Consider the following 20,306-nt stretch of genomic DNA (forward strand, 5'->3'; position numbering starts at 1 on the left):
AAGTAAATTCGACTAGAATTCCAGACCAGCTTCGCGTGCTGCGTCAGCAAGCGCCTGAATTCTGCCATGATACAAGTAACCACCACGGTCAAATACGATTTGGGTCAACCCTTTCGCTTGAGCGCGTTGTGCAATCAATTGTCCTACTTGACGAGCAGCTTCTACGCTACCGCCATTGCCGATCGATGCTGCCAGTTCTTTGTCTTGTGTGGACGCGGAAGCAATCGTTACGCCTTGTACATCGTCAATCAGTTGAACATAGATATGTTTAGCTGAACGGAATACAGAGAGACGTGGACGAGCAACAGTACCGTTGATTTTTTTACGAACACGCAGGTGTCTTTTCAGACGAGCCTTGTTTTTATCGCCTTTCGTAATCATTCAAGGTTCACTCCTTTCCTTATGCCTTATACCGCTATTTTAAGCAGCCCAATCAGACTGCTTATTTCTTCTTACCAGCTTTACCTTCTTTGCGGATGATGCGTTCGCCTTCATACTTGATACCTTTACCTTTGTAAGGTTCTGGTTCACGTACGGAGCGGATTTGAGCAGCAACAGCGCCTACGCGCTCTTTGTCGATACCGCGAACAGTAATCTTCGTGTTCGCTGGAACTTCGAACTCAATACCTGCTTCAGGTGCAATCTCCACTGGGTGGGAATAACCAACGTTAAGAACGATCTTATCGCCAGTTTTATTCGCACGGTAACCAACGCCTACCAGCTCCAAGTTTTTCGAGAAGCCTTCAGTAACACCGCTCACCATGTTAGCGATGACGCTGCGCGTTGTGCCGTGCAAAGAACGATGCAATTTATTGTCAGAAGGACGTTCGATAACGATCTCGTTCTCAGCAACGTTCACTTTCATATCTTTGTGAATTTCGCGGGAAAGCGATCCTTTCGGTCCTTTTACAGTAATAACCGTGTTATCCAAGTTAATGCTTACGCCAGCTGGCACTTGAATCGGTTTGCGACCAATACGGGACATTGTTACACCTCCAATCTTGTGACTAGTTAATTACCAAACGTAGCAAACGACTTCGCCGCCTGCTTTACCTTGGCGTGCTTCTTTATCGGTCATAATCCCTTTGGATGTGGAAATGATAGCAATTCCCAGACCACCCAAAACGCGAGGGACTTCAGTCGATTTTGTATAAACGCGCAGACCTGGTTTAGAAATACGTTTCAGACCAGTGATAACGCGCTCTTGGTTAGGGCCGTATTTCAAGAAAATACGGATCATCCCTTGTTTGTTGTCTTCGATATACTCAGCATCGCGGATGAAGCCCTCGCGTTTCAGAATCTCAGCGATTTGCTTCTTTACTTTCGAAGCGGGCAATTCCACGGTTTCGTGACGAACGACATTCGCGTTGCGAATGCGCGTCAGCATATCTGCAATCGGATCAGACATAACCATTTGTGTTAACCTCCTTCCCGAACTAGGCTGATTACCAGCTTGCTTTTTTAACGCCAGGAATCTGGCCTTTGTATGCTAACTCGCGGAAACAAATCCGACAAATTTTAAACTTTTGCAAAACAGAGTGCGGACGGCCACAACGTTCACAGCGCGTGTAGGCACGCACTTGGAATTTCGGTGTACGTTGTTGCTTCACTTTCATCGAAGTTTTTGCCACTGGGTATTACACCTCCTAAAAGTGGATTACTTCGCAAACGGCATGCCCATTTGGGTAAGCAGTTCACGAGATTCTTCGTCCGTTTTTGCCGTCGTGACGATGACGATGTCCATACCACGAACTTTATCAACTTTATCATACTCGATCTCCGGGAAGATCAATTGCTCTTTCAAGCCAAGCGTATAGTTACCGCGACCGTCGAATGCTTTCGTCGATACACCGCGGAAGTCACGTACGCGTGGAAGCGAGATGTTGAACAGCTTGTCAAGGAAGTAGTACATGCGCTCGCCGCGCAGTGTAACTTTAACCCCGATTGGCATGTTCTCACGAAGTTTGAAGCCAGCGATGGACTTCTTCGCACGAGTTACAACCGGCTTTTGACCGGAGATTTGACGAAGTTCGTCGACAGCGACATCAAGCACTTTGGAGTTAGCAACAGCTTCGCCAACACCCATGTTGATGACAACTTTCTCGATCTTCGGCACTTGCATTACAGTCGTATAACTAAACTTCTGCATCAATGCAGGCGTAATTTCGTTAAGAAATTTATCTTTCAATCTTGCTGCCATTTTTTATGGACCTCCTTCCTACAGTAACGATTAGTCGATTACTTCGCCGGAACGTTTTGCGAACCGAACTTTTTTGCCGTTGTCCAACACTTTGTATCCGATACGAGTTACTTTGCCACTCTTCGGATCAATGTGCATCACGTTCGAAACGTGAATCGGCGCTTCTTGCTCGATGATTCCACCTTGTGGATTCACTTGGGATGGACGAGTATGCTTTTTAACGAAGTTGACGCCTTCTACGAGAACGCGGTTTTCACGCGGATACGCAGCGATTACACGACCTTTTTTGCCTTTGTCCTTACCGGAGATGACAATGATTGTGTCGTCTTTTTTGACGTGCAGCTTGTTGTTATGCGATTCAAGAATTTTTTTCAGCCTTGGCATGAGTTACACCTCCTGCATGCTTGATAATCAAGCTATTGCGACCCTTTCAGGGACTGTATTAGATAACCTCTGGTGCAAGCGATACGATTTTCATGAAATCTTTATCGCGCAGCTCACGGGCAACAGGTCCAAAAATACGAGTACCCCGCGGGCTTTTATCTTCTTTAACGATTACAGCTGCATTCTCATCGAATGCGATGTAGGAACCGTCTTTACGACGAACCGCACGCTTCGTACGAACGATAACTGCTTTAACAACGTCGCCTTTTTTGACAACGCCGCCTGGTGTTGCTTGTTTCACGGAACATACGATCAGGTCGCCGATAGCACCTACGCGACGTCCAGTACCGCCAAGAACACGGATACACATCAATTCTTTAGCGCCGGAGTTGTCCGCAACACGCAAACGAGTAAATGGTTGAATCATTTCATCGTCCTCCTTCCGGAAAAATGCTCATTCACTATACTACATATTAAAGGACAATCGCCACTTCTACAACTTCAACAAGTCTGAAGCGTTTATCTTTCGACAGCGGACGAGTCTCCATGATTTTCACGATGTCGCCAATTTTCGCTTGATTGTTCTCATCATGCGCTTTGAACTTTTTCGTGTACTTGATGCGTTTATGGTACAAATCATGTTTTTTGTATGTTTCAACAGCAACAACGATTGTTTTGTCCATTTTATCGCTAACGACCTTACCGATTTGAACTTTGCGGGCATTGCGTTCGCTCATGTTCTGCCTCCTTCCTTAAACCTTGGTAATCCTTAGTCAAGGACAGCTATTTAGCTGCTGATACCGAGTTGTCTTTCATGCAAAATGGTTTTAGCGCGAGCGATATTCTTACGCACGTCACGAATACGTGTCGGGCTTTCCAGTTGGCCAGTTGCCAATTGGAAACGAAGGTTGAAAAGCTCTTCTTTAAAACCAGCAATTTTTTGTTCAATCTCAGCAGAGGTTAGGTTGCGAAAATCACTAGCTTTCATTTGCTTCACCACCTACTTCTTCGCGTTTCACGAACTTCGTTTTGATCGGCAGTTTGTGGGACGCGAGGCGCATCGCTTCACGAGCGACTTCTTCGGAAACACCAGCCAGTTCGAACATGATCTTGCCTGGTTTCACAACTGCAACCCACTTCTCAACGTTACCTTTACCGCTACCCATCCGAACTTCGAGAGGCTTTTGAGTGATCGGTTTATGTGGGAAGATTTTAATCCACACTTTACCGCCACGTTTGATGTAACGAGTCATTGCAATACGAGCCGCTTCAATTTGACGGTTCGTAATCCAAGTTGGTTCAAGAGCTTGTAAGCCGTATTCGCCGAAAGCTACTTCAGTGCCGCCTTTAGCGCGACCTCTCATGCTTCCACGTTGTTGCTTACGATGTTTGACACGTTTAGGTACCAACATGATTAGTTGCCTCCTTCCTGGGGAGCTTTCTTCTTAGCTGGAAGGACTTCACCGCGGTAGATCCATACTTTTACGCCGATACGGCCGTAAGTTGTATGAGCTTCAGCTGTGCCATAATCAATATCTGCACGGAGCGTATGAAGCGGTACTGTACCTTCGCTGTAGCCTTCCGAACGAGCAATTTCAGCACCGCCGAGACGACCGCTGACAGCAGTCTTAATCCCTTTAGCGCCTGCGCGCATCGAACGTTGGATCGCTTGTTTCAAAGCACGACGGAAAGAAACACGACGTTCCAGTTGTTGCGCAATGCTTTCAGCTACAAGAATAGCGTCCAGATCTGCTTGTTTGATTTCGGAAATGTTAATGTGTACTTTTTTGCCTTTAGTGATCTTACCAAGCTCTGTGCGAAGGCCTTCCACTTCGGAACCGCCTTTGCCGATAACCATGCCTGGTTTAGCAGTTTGGATCGTTACGTTAACGCGGTTAGCCGCACGCTCGATCTCGATGTGGGATACTGCCGCATCTTTAAGTTTGTTCTTGAGGTACTCACGAATTTTAACGTCTTCCATAAGAAGATCGCCGAAGTCTTTACCAGCGTACCATTTGGATTCCCAATCACGGATGATCCCGATACGCAGGCCGACCGGATTTACCTTTTGACCCACACGTTATCCCTCCTTATTTTTCAGATACAACCAATGTGATGTGGCTGGTTCTTTTGTTGATCCGGCTTGCACGTCCCATTGCACGAGGGCGGAAACGTTTCATTGTCGGACCTTGGTTCACGAATGCTTGCGTGATAACCAGTTTGTTCACGTCCAATTGGTAGTTATGCTCAGCGTTAGCAATAGCAGAGTTCAGCAACTTCTCCAGGATTGGGGAAGCAGATTTCGGTGTATGACGCAAAATCGCGATCGCTTCACCTACTTGTTTGCCACGGATCAAGTCCGCAACCAACTGTGCTTTACGAGGAGCAATGCGTACGAAATTAGCGTGCGCTTTAGCTTCTGGCATGGATGAACCTCCTCTCATACATTAAAAAATGTTCTAGGCAAACTATCTTTTGCCTGTCTTTCTGTCATCGTCATGGCCTTTATAGGTACGAGTTGGTGCAAACTCACCGAACTTGTGTCCAACCATATCTTCCGTTACATAAACTGGTACATGCTTGCGGCCGTCATAGACTGCAATCGTGTGACCAATGAATTGTGGGAAAATTGTCGAGCGACGGGACCATGTTTTGATAACGACTTTTTTATTCGTTTCGTTCAAAACCTCGACTTTTTTAAGCAGGTGGCCGTCAATAAACGGACCTTTTTTCAAACTGCGACCCATTTGGAGTCCTCCCTTCGCGGAAACGTAGCGCGACCATCGGTCACGCAGCTTGCAAACAAGCGTTTATTACTTCGTACGACGACGAATAATATATTGGCTCGATGCTTTTTTCTTCTTGCGTGTTTTGTAACCAAGAGTCGGTTTGCCCCAAGGAGACATAGGGGATTTACGACCGATTGGAGCACGGCCTTCACCACCACCGTGTGGGTGATCGTTAGGGTTCATTACTACGCCGCGGACTTCAGGACGTTTGCCCATCCAACGGGAACGGCCGGCTTTACCGATTTTCACGAGTTCGTGATCTTCGTTACCAACAGAACCGATTGTTGCACGGCAAGTGCTCAGAATACGACGAACTTCACCAGATGTCAGACGAACGGATACATAGTCGCCTTCTTTACCAAGAAGTTGAGCGTCTGTACCAGCTGCGCGAACCAATTGGCCGCCTTTGCCTGGTTTCAATTCGATGTTGTGGATAACCGTACCTACTGGAATGTTGATAAGTGGCAACGCGTTACCGATTTTGATGTCAGCATCAGGTCCAGAAACGACTTGATCTCCAACTTTCAGACCTTTAGGTGCGATAATGTAAGCTTTCTCACCATCAAGGTAATGAATCAAAGCGATGTTGGAAGTACGGTTCGGATCGTATTCAACCGAAGCTACTTTACCTACAACACCATCTTTAGTACGTTTGAAGTCGATAATACGGTATTTACGTTTGTGTCCGCCGCCATGGTGACGAACTGTAATTTTACCTTGGTTATTACGACCAGCTCTTTTGAAAAGTGGTGCAAGCAAGGATTTCTCCGGTGTGCTTGTTGTGATCTCTTCAAAAGTCGAAACGGACATGTTACGACGAGCCGGGGATGTCGGTTTGTACTTTTTAATTGGCACTTAGTTTCCCTCCTTTTCTAAACAGACGTTTCAAAGAATTCAAGTTCTTTGCTCTCAGCGCTAAGCTGAACGATTGCTTTTTTCCAATCAGGTCTATAACCGTTGTATTTACCGTAGCGTTTCGGCTTACCGGCAACACGCATTGTATTAACGCTCGTTACTTTTACTTTAAAGATTTGCTCAATAGCATCTTTAATTTCGGTTTTGTTAGCACGAAGGTCAACTTCGAATACATAGCGTTTAACGGCCATGAAGTCACTTGTGCGTTCCGTAATAACAGGGCGTTTGATAATATCGCGAGGATCTTTCATTATGCAAACACCTCCTGTACTTTCTCTACGGCTTCTTTCGTGATGATGAGCTTGTCATGCACCAATACATCCAGAACATTAATGCCGTCAGCAGCGACGAATTTAACACCTGGGATATTGCGAGCCGACAATGCTACATTGTCATCATAAGTTGGCAAAACAACAAGTGCTTTGCGATCAACTTTTAGGTTGTTCAACATTGCTACGAATTCCTTCGTTTTAGGAGCCGCGAATGCCAGTTGATCAAGAACGACGATTTCGTTAGCGATCACTTTCGAAGACAAAGCGGATTTAATCGCCAGACGGCGAACCTTCTTAGGAAGTTTGAAGCCATACGAGCGTGGTGTCGGTCCAAATACTGTACCGCCGCCAACCCATTGTGGCGAACGAATGCTACCTTGACGAGCACGGCCAGTACCTTTTTGTTTCCAAGGTTTACGACCGCCGCCACGTACTTCGGAGCGTCCTTTAGTTTTGTGCGTGCCTGCGCGCTCAGCAGCTTGCTGAAGCAACACAGCGCTATGCAGAACATGAGAGTTAGGTTGGATACCGAATACGCTATCTGCCAATTCGATTTGACCAACTTCAGATCCACTCACGTTATAAAGTGTAACTTTAGGCATTTTATGTTCCTCCTTTCTTTATAAGCAATTAGTTCTTAACTGTTTGTTTTACTTTAACGAAACCGTTTTTAGGACCAGGAATGGAGCCTTTAACGAGAAGCACATTACGCTCAGCGTCTACACGGATAATTTCGAGTTTTTGGATCGTAATTGTCTCATGACCCATGTGACCAGGAAGGTGTTTACCTTTCGGTACGCGGTTCGCTTGAATGGAACCCATGGAACCAGGACCACGATGGTAACGGGAACCGTGGGCCATAGGACCCGTGCTTTGTCCCCAACGTTTGATAACGCCGGCAAAACCTTTACCTTTCGAAATACCTGTTACGTCAACAAACTCGCCTGCTGCGAACAAATCAGCCTTCACTTCTTGGCCAACTTCATATTCACCCAGATTAATACCGCGAATTTCACGAACGTAGCGCTTAGGAGCTGTATTAGCTTTCTTCGCGTGGCCGATTTCCGGCTTAATCGCTCTAGACTCTTTCTTATCGGAGAAACCGAATTGTACGGCTTCATAACCATCGTTCTCTTGATCTTTCTTCTGGAGAACTACACAAGGACCAGCTTCGATAACCGTTACTGGAACGACATTACCTTCAGCGGTGAACACTTGCGTCATACCAAGTTTTTTGCCTAAGATACCTTTCATGTTGACACCTCATTTCCTTTCAATAATCAAATATACTTATTACAGTTTGATTTCGATATCTACACCGGATGGTAAATCCAGGCGCATCAACGCATCAACCGTTTGCGGCGTTGGGTTAACAATATCGATCAAGCGTTTATGTGTACGCATTTCGAATTGCTCCCGGGAATCCTTGTACTTGTGCACCGCACGGAGAATAGTGATGATTTGCTTTTCCGTAGGAAGCGGAATCGGCCCGGATACGCCTGCACCGGAACGTTTTGCTGTTTCCACGATTTTCTCAGCGGATTGATCAAGAATTCTGTGATCGTATGCTTTCAAGCGAATACGAATCTTTTGCTTTGCCATATAAGTCCCTCCTTCTATCGCCCAATTTCTTATCGGACATACTCCGTGAGAAAACCCGGCACATGCCCCATGGCAAAGGGGCCGGGTGTGTCGGCAACCTCTCACATCATCGCAACGTCACAGACCAACATTCAATATTATACCGAAACAGCTGGGCAAATGCAAGGGAAAGTTATGGCTTTTCCTATCATTACTCAGCTCGGTGTAACGCGCTCGTTCGACTTTCCCGTTTTCCGCCCCTTAAGGACGAACCGTGTTTTCCACTTCGCCTATCATACACGATTTCATCCACACTTCCAAATCCATTTTTGTCCTGTTGAATTGCTTCTATATAATAGAAGAAACGCAATGACGAATTAACGTCATTGCGTTTCTATTATGAAGCTATTAACCCAATACGACACGATCGTCTGCCATCTTCTTACCACTGATCTGTTCGAACTCGCCAAGCAAACGCTCCACGGTCAGATCTTTCTTCCGATCCTCATTAACCTCGAGAATAATCTTCCCTTTGTCCATCATGATTAATCGATTACCAAGTCGGATAGCTTGCTCCATGTTATGGGTAACCATAAGAGTAGTCAGGTTCATTTCACGTACTAGTGTTTCAGTCAGAGTTGTAATTAACTCTGCACGTGCTGGATCTAGTGCCGCTGTATGTTCATCAAGCAGCAGAATCTGAGGTTTCGTGAAAGTAGCCATCAACAGGCTTAGTGCTTGACGTTCACCACCAGATAATAATCCTACCTTAGCGCTTAATCGATTCTCAAGCCCAATGCCAAGACGAGAAAGCTGCTCCCGGAACAATTTACGACGAACACTGTTAATTGCGAGAGAGAACCCACGCTGCTTACCACGTGTATAAGCCATCGATAAATTCTCTTCTATAGACATACGTGGTGCAGTACCTGCCATAGGGTCCTGGAATACTCGTCCGATCCATTTACTTCTGCGGTACTCTGGAAGGCTGCTTATATTCTTGCCTTCAATCCGGACTTCGCCGATGTCCGGCTTCATTACACCAGAGATGATATTCATTAAGGTTGATTTGCCTGCACCATTACTGCCGATTACCGTAATAAAATCCCCCGGCTTCATCGCCAGATTAGCGTTTACTAGTGCTGTTTTTTCATCTAATGTTCCCGGGTTGAACAGCTTTGATACTTTTACAATTTCCAGCATCAGCGACTGCCCCCCTTCTGTTCAACGCTATTCAATAGAGCTGCCGTCCGTTTGCGAGCTAGAACTTTCTGCTTCCACGATTTCTGTATAGATGGGAAGACAAGAGCAATGATTACGATCACGGCTGTGATTAACTTAAGATCCGATACCTCAAGGAATTCACTCTGATAAGCAAGACCGATAATAATACGATAAATAATCGATCCAAGAATGACAGCCAATGTTGCCCGGAATACAGTTCTTCCACCAAACAACGCTTCGCCGATAATGACCGATGCCAGACCGATAACGATCATACCAACGCCCATAGAGATATCCGCAAATCCACTTTGTTGTGCAACAAACGACCCTGATAAAGCAACTAGACCGTTCGAGAGCGATATGCCCAAAATTTTCGTCGTATCTGTATTCGTACCAAAGCTGCGAATCATTCGTTCGTTATCACCTGTAGCGCGTAAGCTTAAACCCAAATCGGTCTTAAAGAACAAATCAAGCAAAAGCTTAATGATAATAACAATGATAGGCATAAGCAAAAGCACCTTAACTCCAGAGAACACTGTGGAGATATCCGTTCCCATTAAACCGATATTCGGCTTGCCCATGATCCGCATATTAATCGAATATAACGCAATCATCATAAGAATACCGGACAATAGTCCATTAATTTTACCTTTCGTATGCAGCAAACCTGTAATTGCACCTGCGGCAGCTCCGGCGCCAAATGCCGCAAGACATGCTAGCCATGGCGAAGTGCCGTTCGTAATCAGAACTGCTGCTACCCCTGCTCCGGTTGTAAAGCTTGCATCAACCGTAAGATCGGGAAAATCTAGGATGCGAAATGTAATATAGACGCCTAGAGCCATTAATGAGTAAAGTAAACCAAGCTCAAAAGCACCATTTAACCATACTGGCACCGGGGCACCTCCTCCACATAATAAGAGAACGGGATGAACGCAAGGAGCGTTTACCCCGTTCTCATGTTGTTATTGAATAATATTATTATCCGGATCTTTAACTCCGGCTTTCATCTCATCAGTTACTGTGATGCCTTGGTCTGCAGCAGCTTTCAGGTTCAAAATCAAATCAAGCTTATCAGGTGTAGTCACTTTCATTTCACCTGGATTTTTACCATTCAGAATTTCAGCAGCCATTTGACCTACTTGGTATCCATGGTCGTAATACTTAAATCCAACAGTTGCGAATGCACCCTTCTCAACTGTATCGCGATCGCTAGAGAAGAATGGAATTTTGTTTTCTTTCGCAAGCTGCAGAAGTGCGTCAACACCGGATACGACCACATTGTCCAATGTAATGAACATCGCGTCTACTTTACCAACAAGCGACTCGCCTGCTTGTTTTACTTCCGAAGTGTTTGTTACAGCAGCTTCAACCAGTTCAATGTTGTGTTTAGCCAGTGCTTGTTTAGCGTTAGCTGTCATAACAACGGCATTTGGCTCACCTTTATTAATAACGACGCCAATTTTCTTCACATCAGGGAAGTTAGCCGCAATGAAATCCATTAATTGAATGACTGCATCAGGGTTCGTATCAGAAGCACCTGTTACATTCGCGCCTGGAGCATCAAGATTTGTAACAAGCTTAGCATCAAGTGGATCCGTTACTGCTGCGAACAATACTGGACCTTTATTACCAGCTTTGTCATAAGCATTAACGAGTGCTTGTGCAGAAGGTGTAGCAATACCAAGAGCAAGATCAGCTTTAGCTCCTGCAATCTTTTGAGCGATAGACAAGTTATTTGTTTGATCGCCTTGTGCAGTATTGAAATCTACAGTCAAGTTTTCCCCTTCAACAAAGCCTGCATCCTTAAGCGCTGCAAGAAAACCTTCTTTTGTAGCGTCAAGTGATGGATGCTCTACGATCTGAGAAATAGAAATCTTGTATGATTTCTTATCTTGAGAATTTGCCGCGTTAGATGCGTCAGATGCATTTGTTCCATTATTACTACCTTCGTTGTTCTTCGCACTGTTCCCGCATGCTGCTGTAATAAGCAAAAGTACTAAAGCAAGTGGTACCAACCATTTCTGTTTCACTTCTAGATTGCCCCCTCAGTTGGATATATTGTCTGAATACTACTAATAACGTCGATTGACGCCCATCCATCAATTTTAATAGCATGTAAAGTTATACGTCAATGGATTCAATTACAAATTTAAATAAAAAAACCCTCTGCATATGGCAGAGGGTTTTTAAGATAAAGCGCGGCTAAAGCCGCACTTTATTATTTTTGGATAGTTGCTACAGCGCCAGCGCCTACAGTACGGCCGCCTTCACGGATGGAGAAACGAGTTCCTTCTTCAACCGCGATTGGAGCGATCAGTTCAACTGTAACTGTGATGTTATCGCCAGGCATAACCATTTCAGTACCTTCAGGCAGGTTGATGATACCTGTTACGTCAGTTGTACGGAAATAGAATTGTGGACGGTAACCAGTGAAGAAAGGCTTGTGACGGCCACCCTCTTCTTTAGTCAGAACGTAGATTTGAGCTGTGAAGTTAGTGTGTGGTTTAACCGAAGCCGGTTTAGCCAATACTTGACCACGCTCGATGTCTTTACGGTCTACACCACGAAGCAATGCGCCGATGTTGTCGCCCGCTTGAGCGGAATCCATCAATTTACGGAACATTTCTACGCCCGTAACAACGGATTTGCGAGTTTCTTCAGCCAGACCAACGATTTCGATCTCGTCGCCAACTTTAACCACACCACGGTCGATACGGCCAGTTGCAACTGTACCACGACCTGTGATTGTGAATACGTCCTCGACAGGCATCAGGAAAGGCTTAGCTGTGTCGCGCTCAGGAGTTGGGATGTAAGTGTCAACTTGTTCGAACAGTTCAACGATTTTCTCAGCCCAAGGACCATCTGGGTTTTGCAGAGCTTCACGAGCTGCACCACGGATGATTGGAGTGTCGTCGCCTGGGAACTCATACTCGTTAAGAAGGTCGCGAACTTCCATCTCAACCAGTTCAAGAAGCTCTTCGTCTTCAACCATGTCGCATTTGTTCAGGAATACAACGATGTAAGGTACGCCTACTTGGCGGGACAGAAGGATGTGCTCGCGAGTTTGCGGCATAGGGCCGTCAGCTGCGGATACAACCAGGATTGCGCCGTCCATTTGAGCAGCACCTGTAATCATGTTTTTAACATAGTCGGCGTGACCAGGGCAGTCAACGTGAGCATAGTGACGGTTAGGAGTCTCATACTCAACGTGAGCTGTCGAGATTGTGATACCACGCTCGCGCTCTTCTGGTGCTTTGTCGATTTGGTCAAAAGCGATTGCAGCGCCACCGTATTTTTTGGAAAGTACAGTAGTGATTGCAGCAGTCAAAGTAGTTTTACCATGGTCGACGTGACCGATTGTACCGATATTTACGTGCGGTTTATTACGTTCAAATTTAGCCTTTGCCATTGAACTTAATCCTCCTCAATATAACTAAAGTTTTATGTGTGGGCAAAGCACAAATGCTATAAAGCCTTTGTGCCCAGCCTAGCATACCCTAAGGTATCGTTAAGTCACTTAATAATTAAGCGCCTTTGTGTTTGGAAATGATTTCTTCCGAAATCGAACGTGGTACTTCTTCATAGTGCGAAAGCTCCATGGAGAATACGCCACGACCTTGAGTACCGGAACGAAGAGTTGTGGAGTAACCAAACATCTCAGCGAGAGGCACCTTAGCACGGATGATTTGTGCACCTGCACGAGTATCCATACCTTCGATACGACCACGACGGGAGTTCAACATACCCATAACGTCGCCCATGTACTCTTCCGGAACCATAACTTCAACCTTCATGATTGGCTCAAGAAGAACTGGGTTACATTTTTCTTTGGCAGCTTTAAGCGCCATCGAACCTGCAATTTTGAACGCCATCTCCGAGGAGTCAACGTCATGGTACGATCCGTCTACAACAGTTGCTTTAACGTCAACGAGTGGGAAGCCAGCGATTACGCCGTTCTTCATCGACTCTTCGATACCCGCTTGGATAGGACCAATGAATTCACGAGGAATAGATCCACCCACAACTTTGTTTTCGAATACGAAGCCTTGACCTGGCTCTTGCGGAGTGAATTCCACCCAACAATGACCATATTGACCTTTACCACCGGACTGACGAACGAATTTACCTTCAACCTTAGCCGCAGTACGGAATGTCTCACGGTAAGCTACTTGAGGTTTACCAACGTTTGTCTCAACTTTGAATTCGCGAAGCATACGGTCAACCAGGATTTCAAGGTGAAGCTCACCCATACCCGAGATGATCGTTTGGTTCGTTTCTTCGTCTGTATGAGCACGGAACGTTGGATCTTCTTCAGCCAGTTTGGAAATTGCGATACCAAGTTTATCTTGGTCAGCTTTCGTTTTTGGTTCGATAGCTACCGAGATAACCGGGTCAGGGAAGTTCATCGATTCAAGAATGATCGGGCTCTTCTCATCGCAAAGTGTGTCGCCCGTAATCGTGTCTTTAAGACCGACTGCAGCAGCGATATCACCGGAGTAAACTTCGGCAATTTCTTGACGTGCATTCGCATGCATTTGCAGAATACGGCCAATCCGCTCACGTTTGTTCTTAGTTGCATTAAGAACATACGAACCGGATTTCAAGATACCCGAATATACACGGAAGAACGTCAGCTTACCAACATAAGGGTCAGTCATGATTTTGAATGCAAGTGCCGCGAACGGCTCTTCATCAGAAGAATGACGTACTCCCTCTTCGCCATCTTCGAGTGTACCTTTAATAGCAGGAACATCGAGTGGGGAAGGAAGGAAGTCAACAACTGCATCCAACATCATTTGAACGCCTTTATTACGGTAAGAAGAACCTGCGATTACTGGGAAGATCTTAACTTCGCAAACACCCTTACGGAGTGCAGCTTTCAGTTCTGGAATCGTAATTTCTTCGCCTTCCAGATACTTCATTGTTAATTCTTCATCCAGCTCAGCAACCTTCTCGATAAGCTCCAAACGAAGCTCTTCTACTTGGTCAGCATATTCAGCAGGAATTTCGATTTTCTCAGGATCTTTCCCGAGATCATCTTTGTATTTGTAAGCTACGCGTTCAATAATATCGATTACGCCGAGGAAATCACTCTCAGCACCAATCGGCAGTTGAATCGCAACAGCATTCGCTTGCAGACGCTCGCGCATGTCTTTAATAACATTCAGGAAGTCTGCACCGATAATGTCCATCTTGTTGATGTAAGCGATCCGAGGAACGCCATAACGGTCAGCTTGACGCCATACTGTTTCTGACTGTGGTTCAACGCCTTCTTTAGCACTGAAAACCCCAACAGCCCCATCCAATACGCGCAGGGAACGTTCTACTTCAACAGTGAAGTCAACGTGCCCCGGGGTGTCGATAATATTGATGCGGTGACCATCCCATTGAGCGGTCGTCGCGGCAGACGTAATCGTAATACCGCGTTCTTGTTCTTGCTCCATCCAGTCCATCGTTGCAGCGCCTTCATGCACTTCACCGATTTTATGAGTACGGCCTGTATAGAACAAGATACGCTCAGTTGTAGTCGTTTTACCAGCATCGATATGCGCCATGATCCCGATATTACGCGTATTCTTCAAGGAGAATTCTCTTGACATGAATTTGTCTCCTCTCGTGTATTGAGTTAAACTCAATCAAATTATTTAAAATCCTACCAACGGTAGTGAGCAAACGCTTTGTTCGCTTCTGCCATTTTGTGTGTGTCTTCGCGCTTCTTCACAGATGCACCAGTGTTGTTCGCTGCATCCATGATTTCTGCTGCCAGACGCTCTTCCATCGTTTTCTCACCGCGGTTACGCGAGTAGTTAACGAGCCAACGAAGACCAAGCGACGTACGGCGCTCTGGTTTTACTTCGATAGGCACTTGGTAGTTAGTACCGCCTACACGGCGTGCTTTAACCTCAAGTACTGGCATAATGTTTTTCAATGCTGCTTCGAACGTTTCCATTGGATCTTTACCTGTGCGTTCTTGGATCAGTGTGAAAGCATTATACAACAGCGTTTGAGCAACACCGCGTTTGCCGTCGATCATAATACGGTTGATAAGACGAGTTACCAGCTTGCTATTATAAAGCGGATCTGGCAATACATCACGTTTTGTTACAGGACCTTTGCGTGGCATGATAAAGTCCCCCTTTCCCAGTTAGTCGTTATACCCGGATATTATCCGAATGTATTCAACTTATTATTTTTTAACTTTAGGACGTTTAGTACCATATTTCGAACGAGATTGGTTACGGTTGTTTACACCCGCAGTATCCAATGCGCCACGAACGATATGATAACGTACGCCCGGAAGGTCTTTTACCCGTCCACCGCGGATCAATACAACGCTGTGTTCTTGAAGGTTATGACCGATACCTGGAATATACGCCGTTACCTCTACGCGGTTAGTCAAACGTACACGCGCATATTTACGAAGTGCGGAGTTCGGTTTTTTCGGAGTCATAGTACCTACACGAGTGCACACACCGCGTTTTTGCGGAGCGCTGATATTCGTTGCTTCACGTTTCAGAGCGTTAAACCCTCTTTGCAAAGCAGGCGATTTCGATTTTACGACTTTAGCTTGGCGGCCTTTACGGACCAGCTGATTAATTGTTGGCATGTTGCCACCCCCTTCCCATGATTATGTCTTATTTATGGCAAGACATTTAACCCAATCATTAAGCCCACAGATCCAGGCGGTTCATAAAAGAACAAATAAAAATTTTCGCCAGTCCATCATCTTTCAATTCTGCACCAACAAAAATTATGTTTTCATTATTCTTCATCAGGTATGAGCGCTGCCATAGCAGCTCCGACATCAATCCCGCAGGTCTCCCCAAGTTCATGCATCGTATCTGTCCACTTAATCGGTACACTCAACCGCTCGCAAAGATGAACGATCTTCTCTATCATCCTTGGATCTGCATCACGAGCTACATAGACTTCGATAGCTTTATCTTGCTCAAGCATCTTCGTCGTCTGTTTCGCGCCAACCTTGAACTGCATGATATCACCTTTCCTTCATCGGTAGAGCGATCACACAATTAGGCACACTTCGATATAGTAACACCTACATCTACAAGTGTCAAGCTGTAATACACCCTGTCCAAATTGCAAAGTTATGGATAATTCATTCGGACGGTTAAAGGTAAGGCCCACTAATCATTATACATGTAAAAGAGCGAGTATCAACAGGGAAGACCAACCATCCCTGCCGATGCCGCGCTCTTCTCATCTATTACGCTATACTATTCAATCGTTACAGCTTCGGATTCCAATTCGCCTTCTTCAGTTGTTTCCGGCTCATCTTCAAGGCCTACCAGCTTAATACTGCGGTAACGGTTCATACCTGTACCAGCCGGGATCAGCTTACCGATAATAACGTTCTCTTTCAGGCCTAGCAATTGGTCGACTTTACCTTTGATAGCAGCGTCGGTCAATACGCGAGTCGTTTCTTGGAACGATGCCGCGGACAAGAACGAGTCTGTCTCAAGGGATGCCTTCGTAATACCAAGCAATACTGGCTTCGCAACAGCAGGCTCAAGACCTGCAAAGATCGCTTCACGGTTAGCTGCTTCGTATTCATGAATGTCAACAAATGCGCCTGGAAGAAGCGTAGTGTCACCAGCGTCAACGATACGGATTTTGCGAAGCATTTGCTTAACCATAACCTCAACGTGTTTATCGTTGATTTCTACACCTTGGTTACGGTATACGCGCTGTACTTCTTGCAAAATGTAGTTTTGAACGCCACGGATACCTTTAATGCGCAGCATATCTTTAGGGTCGATCGAACCATCTGTCAGCTCGTCGCCGGCTTCGATTTGCTGGCCTTCGGTTACACGGATACGCGAACCATACGTAATTGCGTATACTTTCGTTTCCGCTTCGCCTTGTACTTCAACTTCGCGACGGTCTTTCGCTTCGCGAATTTCTTTTACGACACCGTCGAGCTCAGTGATAATCGCTTGACCTTTCGGATTACGCGCCTCGAACAGCTCTTGGATACGCGGCAAACCTTGCGTAATATCATCGCCGGCTACGCCGCCGGTATGGAAAGTACGCATTGTAAGCTGTGTTCCTGGTTCGCCGATCGATTGGGCTGCGATAATACCAACCGCTTCACCGATCTCAACGTGTTTGCCTGTTGCCAAGTTACGGCCGTAGCAAATTTTACATACGCCATGACGCGCACGGCAGCTAAGCACCGAACGGATCTGAAGTTTCTCGATACCAGCATCGATAATCGCATCTGCTCTACCGGAATCGATAAGCTCGCTTTTCTTAACGATAACTTCGCCCGTTTTAGGATGACGAATCGTTTCGAATGCATAACGACCTTCGATACGGTCATACAGATCCTCGATAACTTCTTTACCATCTTGGATTTTGCTAACAGCAAAGCCTTTATCTGTACCACAATCATCTTCACGAACGATAACATCCTGCGCTACGTCAACCAGACGACGAGTCAAGTAACCCGAGTCAGCTGTACGAAGGGCTGTATCGGCCAAACCTTTACGCGCACCATGCGTCGAGATGAAGTACTCGAGGACGGTAAGGCCTTCACGGAAGTTCGATTTGATTGGCAACTCGATGATACGACCGGATGGGTTCGCCATCAGACCACGCATACCGCCGAGCTGAGCGATCTGCGATTTGTTACCCCGTGCTTTGGAGTCAACCATGAGCATGATGGAATTGTAACGGTCCATCGATCTCATAAGAATTTCCGTAATTTGATCTTTGGATTTACTCCAAATTTCGATAACACGGTCATAACGTTCTTCGTTTGTAATCAGACCACGACGGTACTGATTCATAACGACAGCTACTTTAGCGTCGGATTCTTTCAAGATCTCGACTTTTTCCTCTGGAACAATTACGTCCGATACCGCTACGGTAATACCCGCGCGAGTAGAGTACGTAAAGCCGAGTTGTTTAATGCGGTCAAGAATAATCGACGTTAAAGTTGTATGGTAGATACGGAAGCATTCGCCAATGATGTTGCCGAGATACTCTTTACCGACACCGCCGGCAATTGGTAATTCGTCAACAATTTTGTTCAGGTCGCTGCCTTTTTCGTATACGAAATACTTATCCGGTGTTCCGTGCAGCAAGTTCGCTTTAGTAGCTTCGTTGATGTAAGGGAAGTCTTCCGGGAATATCTCGTTGAAAATGACTTTACCAACCGTTGTACTAATCAGCGAGTTTTGCTGCTGTTCCGTAAAGATGGTTTTCTTCAGTACTTTAGCTGGCACGAATACACGAGCATGAAGCGATACAATACCACGCTGATAAGCGGAGATTGCTTCGTTCACAGTCGAGAACACAGAACCGGAACCTTTGGCTTCCTTGTTGTCCATCGTCAAGTAATACGATCCGAGAACCATATCCTGCGATGGTGTAACAACTGGTTTGCCGTCTTTCGGGTTCAAAATGTTACCCGATGCAAGCATCAGGAGACGTGCTTCAGCTTGTGCTTCTGCCGACAATGGTACGTGAACGGCCATTTGGTCACCGTCGAAGTCCGCGTTATAAGCGGTACATACGAGCGGATGAAGCTTGATGGCGCGGCCTTCAACCAAGATCGGTTCGAACGCTTGGATACCAAGACGGTGAAGCGTAGGGGCACGGTTAAGAAGAACCGGGTGCTCCTTGATTACTTCTTCAAGAACGTCCCATACTTCTGGGCTAACGCGTTCAACCTTACGTTTCGCGCTCTTGATATTATGAGCCAAACCTTTGTTTACAAGCTCTTTCATAACGAATGGCTTGAACAGCTCCAGTGCCATCTCTTTTGGAAGACCACATTGGAACATTTTCAGGTTTGGACCTACTACGATAACGGAACGACCAGAGTAGTCAACCCGTTTACCGAGCAAGTTCTGACGGAAACGACCTTGTTTACCTTTCAGCATATGGCTGAGCGATTTCAAAGGACGGTTACCTGGACCTGTTACTGGACGACCACGACGACCGTTATCGATGAGGGCATCAACTGCTTCTTGCAGCATACGCTTCTCATTCTGAACGATAATGTCTGGTGCACCAAGGTCAAGCAGACGCTTCAGACGGTTGTTACGGTTAATAACACGGCGGTACAGGTCATTCAAGTCAGACGTTGCGAAACGTCCGCCATCCAATTGTACCATCGGACGAAGCTCTGGCGGGATAACCGGAAGTACATCGAGAATCATCCATTCCGGCTGATTGCCGGAGTTACGGAATGCTTCGATAACTTCAAGACGCTTAATCGCACGATTACGACGTTGCCCTTGAGCAGTGCGCAATTCTTCTTTAAGCTGTTCCAGTTCTTTCTCTACGTCAATGTCTTGAAGCAATTTCTTAACTGCTTCTGCACCCATGCTCGCTTGGAAGCCATAACCGTATTTTTCACGGTAGCTGCGGTATTCTTTCTCCGACAGCAGTTGTTTTTTCTCAAGCGGCGTATCACCAGGATCGGTTGTAACATAGGATGCAAAATAGATAATCTCCTCAAGCGAACGAGGCGACATGTCAAGCGCAAGGCCCATACGGCTTGGAATACCTTTAAAGTACCAGATATGCGATACAGGAGCAGCAAGCTCGATATGGCCCATACGCTCGCGGCGTACTTTAGCGCGAGTTACTTCAACGCCACAGCGGTCACAGACTACGCCTTTATAACGAACGCGTTTGTATTTACCGCAATGACATTCCCAGTCTTTTGTAGGCCCGAAGATCTTCTCACAGAAAAGACCTTCTTTCTCCGGTTTTAACGTCCTATAGTTGATCGTCTCCGGTTTTTTGACTTCTCCGCGGGACCAAGAACGAATTTTATCCGGCGAGGCAAGCCCGATTTTCATATACTCGAAGTTGTTCACGTCCAACAAGGAGCAACCCTCCTTCGTCATGTATGGCTATGTCGTACAAATTGGCGGCTGCACGCCCTTCTGATGAAGGACGAGCAGC

The 20,306-nt window shown here is 46.0% G+C and carries 27 protein-coding genes; all 27 read right to left on the reverse strand.

Annotated elements, in window-relative coordinates; all coding sequences use genetic code 11:
• Positions 1 to 12: 12 nt before the first annotated feature.
• Positions 13 to 381, reverse strand: coding sequence for a 50S ribosomal protein L18 (rplR, locus tag AC0YNT_RS29260; RefSeq protein WP_167282877.1), 369 nt, complete (start codon positions 379 to 381; stop codon positions 13 to 15).
• A 61-nt stretch (positions 382 to 442) separates the two neighbouring features.
• On the reverse strand, positions 443 to 985 hold the full coding sequence (gene rplF / locus AC0YNT_RS29265) for a 50S ribosomal protein L6 (RefSeq protein WP_167282873.1): 543 nt from the start codon (positions 983 to 985) through the stop codon (positions 443 to 445).
• A 30-nt stretch (positions 986 to 1,015) separates the two neighbouring features.
• Positions 1,016 to 1,414: a 30S ribosomal protein S8 gene (rpsH, locus tag AC0YNT_RS29270; RefSeq protein WP_167282869.1), complete on the reverse strand. Its 399-nt coding sequence runs from the start codon at positions 1,412 to 1,414 to the stop codon at positions 1,016 to 1,018.
• Positions 1,415 to 1,445: 31 nt separating this feature from the next.
• Positions 1,446 to 1,631, reverse strand: coding sequence for a type Z 30S ribosomal protein S14 (locus AC0YNT_RS29275; protein ID WP_015847211.1), 186 nt, complete (start codon positions 1,629 to 1,631; stop codon positions 1,446 to 1,448).
• Positions 1,632 to 1,657: 26 nt separating this feature from the next.
• Positions 1,658 to 2,200, reverse strand: a complete 543-nt coding sequence (gene rplE, locus AC0YNT_RS29280) for a 50S ribosomal protein L5 (protein WP_167282865.1) — start codon at positions 2,198 to 2,200, stop codon at positions 1,658 to 1,660.
• Positions 2,201 to 2,230: 30 nt separating this feature from the next.
• Positions 2,231 to 2,584, reverse strand: coding sequence for a 50S ribosomal protein L24 (gene rplX, locus AC0YNT_RS29285; protein WP_208420626.1), 354 nt, complete (start codon positions 2,582 to 2,584; stop codon positions 2,231 to 2,233).
• Positions 2,585 to 2,642: 58 nt separating this feature from the next.
• Positions 2,643 to 3,011 carry a 50S ribosomal protein L14 gene (rplN, locus tag AC0YNT_RS29290; RefSeq protein ID WP_015847214.1) on the reverse strand — a complete coding sequence of 123 codons (369 nt, stop codon included), beginning with the start codon at positions 3,009 to 3,011 and terminating at the stop codon, positions 2,643 to 2,645.
• Positions 3,012 to 3,057: 46 nt separating this feature from the next.
• Positions 3,058 to 3,321, reverse strand: a complete 264-nt coding sequence (gene rpsQ, locus AC0YNT_RS29295) for a 30S ribosomal protein S17 (RefSeq protein WP_167282861.1) — start codon at positions 3,319 to 3,321, stop codon at positions 3,058 to 3,060.
• Positions 3,322 to 3,371: 50 nt separating this feature from the next.
• Positions 3,372 to 3,572, reverse strand: a complete 201-nt coding sequence (gene rpmC, locus AC0YNT_RS29300; RefSeq protein ID WP_167282859.1) for a 50S ribosomal protein L29 — start codon at positions 3,570 to 3,572, stop codon at positions 3,372 to 3,374.
• Positions 3,562 to 3,996, reverse strand: a complete 435-nt coding sequence (gene rplP / locus AC0YNT_RS29305) for a 50S ribosomal protein L16 (RefSeq protein WP_091190717.1) — start codon at positions 3,994 to 3,996, stop codon at positions 3,562 to 3,564. Before rplP ends, rpmC begins: the two co-directional genes overlap by 11 nt.
• A 2-nt stretch (positions 3,997 to 3,998) precedes the next feature.
• Positions 3,999 to 4,661 (reverse strand): 30S ribosomal protein S3, encoded by a 663-nt coding sequence (rpsC, locus tag AC0YNT_RS29310; protein ID WP_167282856.1) that lies wholly within the window; start codon positions 4,659 to 4,661, stop codon positions 3,999 to 4,001.
• Between the two features lie 13 nt (positions 4,662 to 4,674).
• Positions 4,675 to 5,010 carry a 50S ribosomal protein L22 gene (gene rplV, locus AC0YNT_RS29315; protein WP_015847219.1) on the reverse strand — a complete coding sequence of 112 codons (336 nt, stop codon included), beginning with the start codon at positions 5,008 to 5,010 and terminating at the stop codon, positions 4,675 to 4,677.
• A gap of 42 nt (positions 5,011 to 5,052) precedes the next feature.
• Positions 5,053 to 5,331 carry a 30S ribosomal protein S19 gene (rpsS, locus tag AC0YNT_RS29320; RefSeq protein ID WP_167282852.1) on the reverse strand — a complete coding sequence of 93 codons (279 nt, stop codon included), beginning with the start codon at positions 5,329 to 5,331 and terminating at the stop codon, positions 5,053 to 5,055.
• A 66-nt stretch (positions 5,332 to 5,397) separates the two neighbouring features.
• Complete coding sequence (gene rplB / locus AC0YNT_RS29325; RefSeq protein WP_167282850.1) at positions 5,398 to 6,228, reverse strand: 50S ribosomal protein L2; 831 nt, start codon at positions 6,226 to 6,228, stop codon at positions 5,398 to 5,400.
• A 17-nt stretch (positions 6,229 to 6,245) separates the two neighbouring features.
• Entirely contained in the window at positions 6,246 to 6,539 is a 294-nt protein-coding gene (rplW, locus tag AC0YNT_RS29330) for a 50S ribosomal protein L23 (RefSeq protein WP_015847222.1), read from the reverse strand.
• A complete protein-coding gene (gene rplD, locus AC0YNT_RS29335) occupies positions 6,539 to 7,162 on the reverse strand; it encodes a 50S ribosomal protein L4 (RefSeq protein WP_167282849.1) in 624 nt (207 codons plus the stop codon). Before rplD ends, rplW begins: the two co-directional genes overlap by 1 nt.
• 28 nt (positions 7,163 to 7,190) lie before the next feature.
• A complete protein-coding gene (rplC, locus tag AC0YNT_RS29340; protein ID WP_441896866.1) occupies positions 7,191 to 7,814 on the reverse strand; it encodes a 50S ribosomal protein L3 in 624 nt (207 codons plus the stop codon).
• Between the two features lie 39 nt (positions 7,815 to 7,853).
• Positions 7,854 to 8,162 carry a 30S ribosomal protein S10 gene (rpsJ, locus tag AC0YNT_RS29345; RefSeq protein ID WP_005544556.1) on the reverse strand — a complete coding sequence of 103 codons (309 nt, stop codon included), beginning with the start codon at positions 8,160 to 8,162 and terminating at the stop codon, positions 7,854 to 7,856.
• Positions 8,163 to 8,549: 387 nt separating this feature from the next.
• On the reverse strand, positions 8,550 to 9,344 hold the full coding sequence (locus tag AC0YNT_RS29350) for an ABC transporter ATP-binding protein (RefSeq protein ID WP_167282845.1): 795 nt from the start codon (positions 9,342 to 9,344) through the stop codon (positions 8,550 to 8,552).
• On the reverse strand, positions 9,344 to 10,258 hold the full coding sequence (locus tag AC0YNT_RS29355; protein ID WP_475807765.1) for an ABC transporter permease: 915 nt from the start codon (positions 10,256 to 10,258) through the stop codon (positions 9,344 to 9,346). Before AC0YNT_RS29355 ends, AC0YNT_RS29350 begins: the two co-directional genes overlap by 1 nt.
• 69 nt (positions 10,259 to 10,327) lie before the next feature.
• Complete coding sequence (locus AC0YNT_RS29360; protein ID WP_475807766.1) at positions 10,328 to 11,395, reverse strand: ABC transporter substrate-binding protein; 1,068 nt, start codon at positions 11,393 to 11,395, stop codon at positions 10,328 to 10,330.
• Between the two features lie 188 nt (positions 11,396 to 11,583).
• Positions 11,584 to 12,774 carry an elongation factor Tu gene (gene tuf, locus AC0YNT_RS29365; RefSeq protein WP_167282839.1) on the reverse strand — a complete coding sequence of 397 codons (1,191 nt, stop codon included), beginning with the start codon at positions 12,772 to 12,774 and terminating at the stop codon, positions 11,584 to 11,586.
• Positions 12,775 to 12,889: 115 nt separating this feature from the next.
• Positions 12,890 to 14,965 (reverse strand): elongation factor G, encoded by a 2,076-nt coding sequence (gene fusA / locus AC0YNT_RS29370; RefSeq protein ID WP_475807767.1) that lies wholly within the window; start codon positions 14,963 to 14,965, stop codon positions 12,890 to 12,892.
• 53 nt (positions 14,966 to 15,018) lie between these two features.
• Complete coding sequence (rpsG, locus tag AC0YNT_RS29375) at positions 15,019 to 15,489, reverse strand: 30S ribosomal protein S7 (protein ID WP_091190695.1); 471 nt, start codon at positions 15,487 to 15,489, stop codon at positions 15,019 to 15,021.
• Between the two features lie 63 nt (positions 15,490 to 15,552).
• On the reverse strand, positions 15,553 to 15,972 hold the full coding sequence (gene rpsL / locus AC0YNT_RS29380; protein WP_015847231.1) for a 30S ribosomal protein S12: 420 nt from the start codon (positions 15,970 to 15,972) through the stop codon (positions 15,553 to 15,555).
• 155 nt (positions 15,973 to 16,127) lie between these two features.
• Complete coding sequence (locus AC0YNT_RS29385) at positions 16,128 to 16,358, reverse strand: ribosomal L7Ae/L30e/S12e/Gadd45 family protein (RefSeq protein ID WP_441896855.1); 231 nt, start codon at positions 16,356 to 16,358, stop codon at positions 16,128 to 16,130.
• 242 nt (positions 16,359 to 16,600) lie between these two features.
• Complete coding sequence (gene rpoC / locus AC0YNT_RS29390) at positions 16,601 to 20,248, reverse strand: DNA-directed RNA polymerase subunit beta' (RefSeq protein WP_475807768.1); 3,648 nt, start codon at positions 20,246 to 20,248, stop codon at positions 16,601 to 16,603.
• Positions 20,249 to 20,306: the final 58 nt, after the last annotated feature.

The sequence above is a fragment of the Paenibacillus sp. J22R56 genome (genome assembly GCF_056269375.1).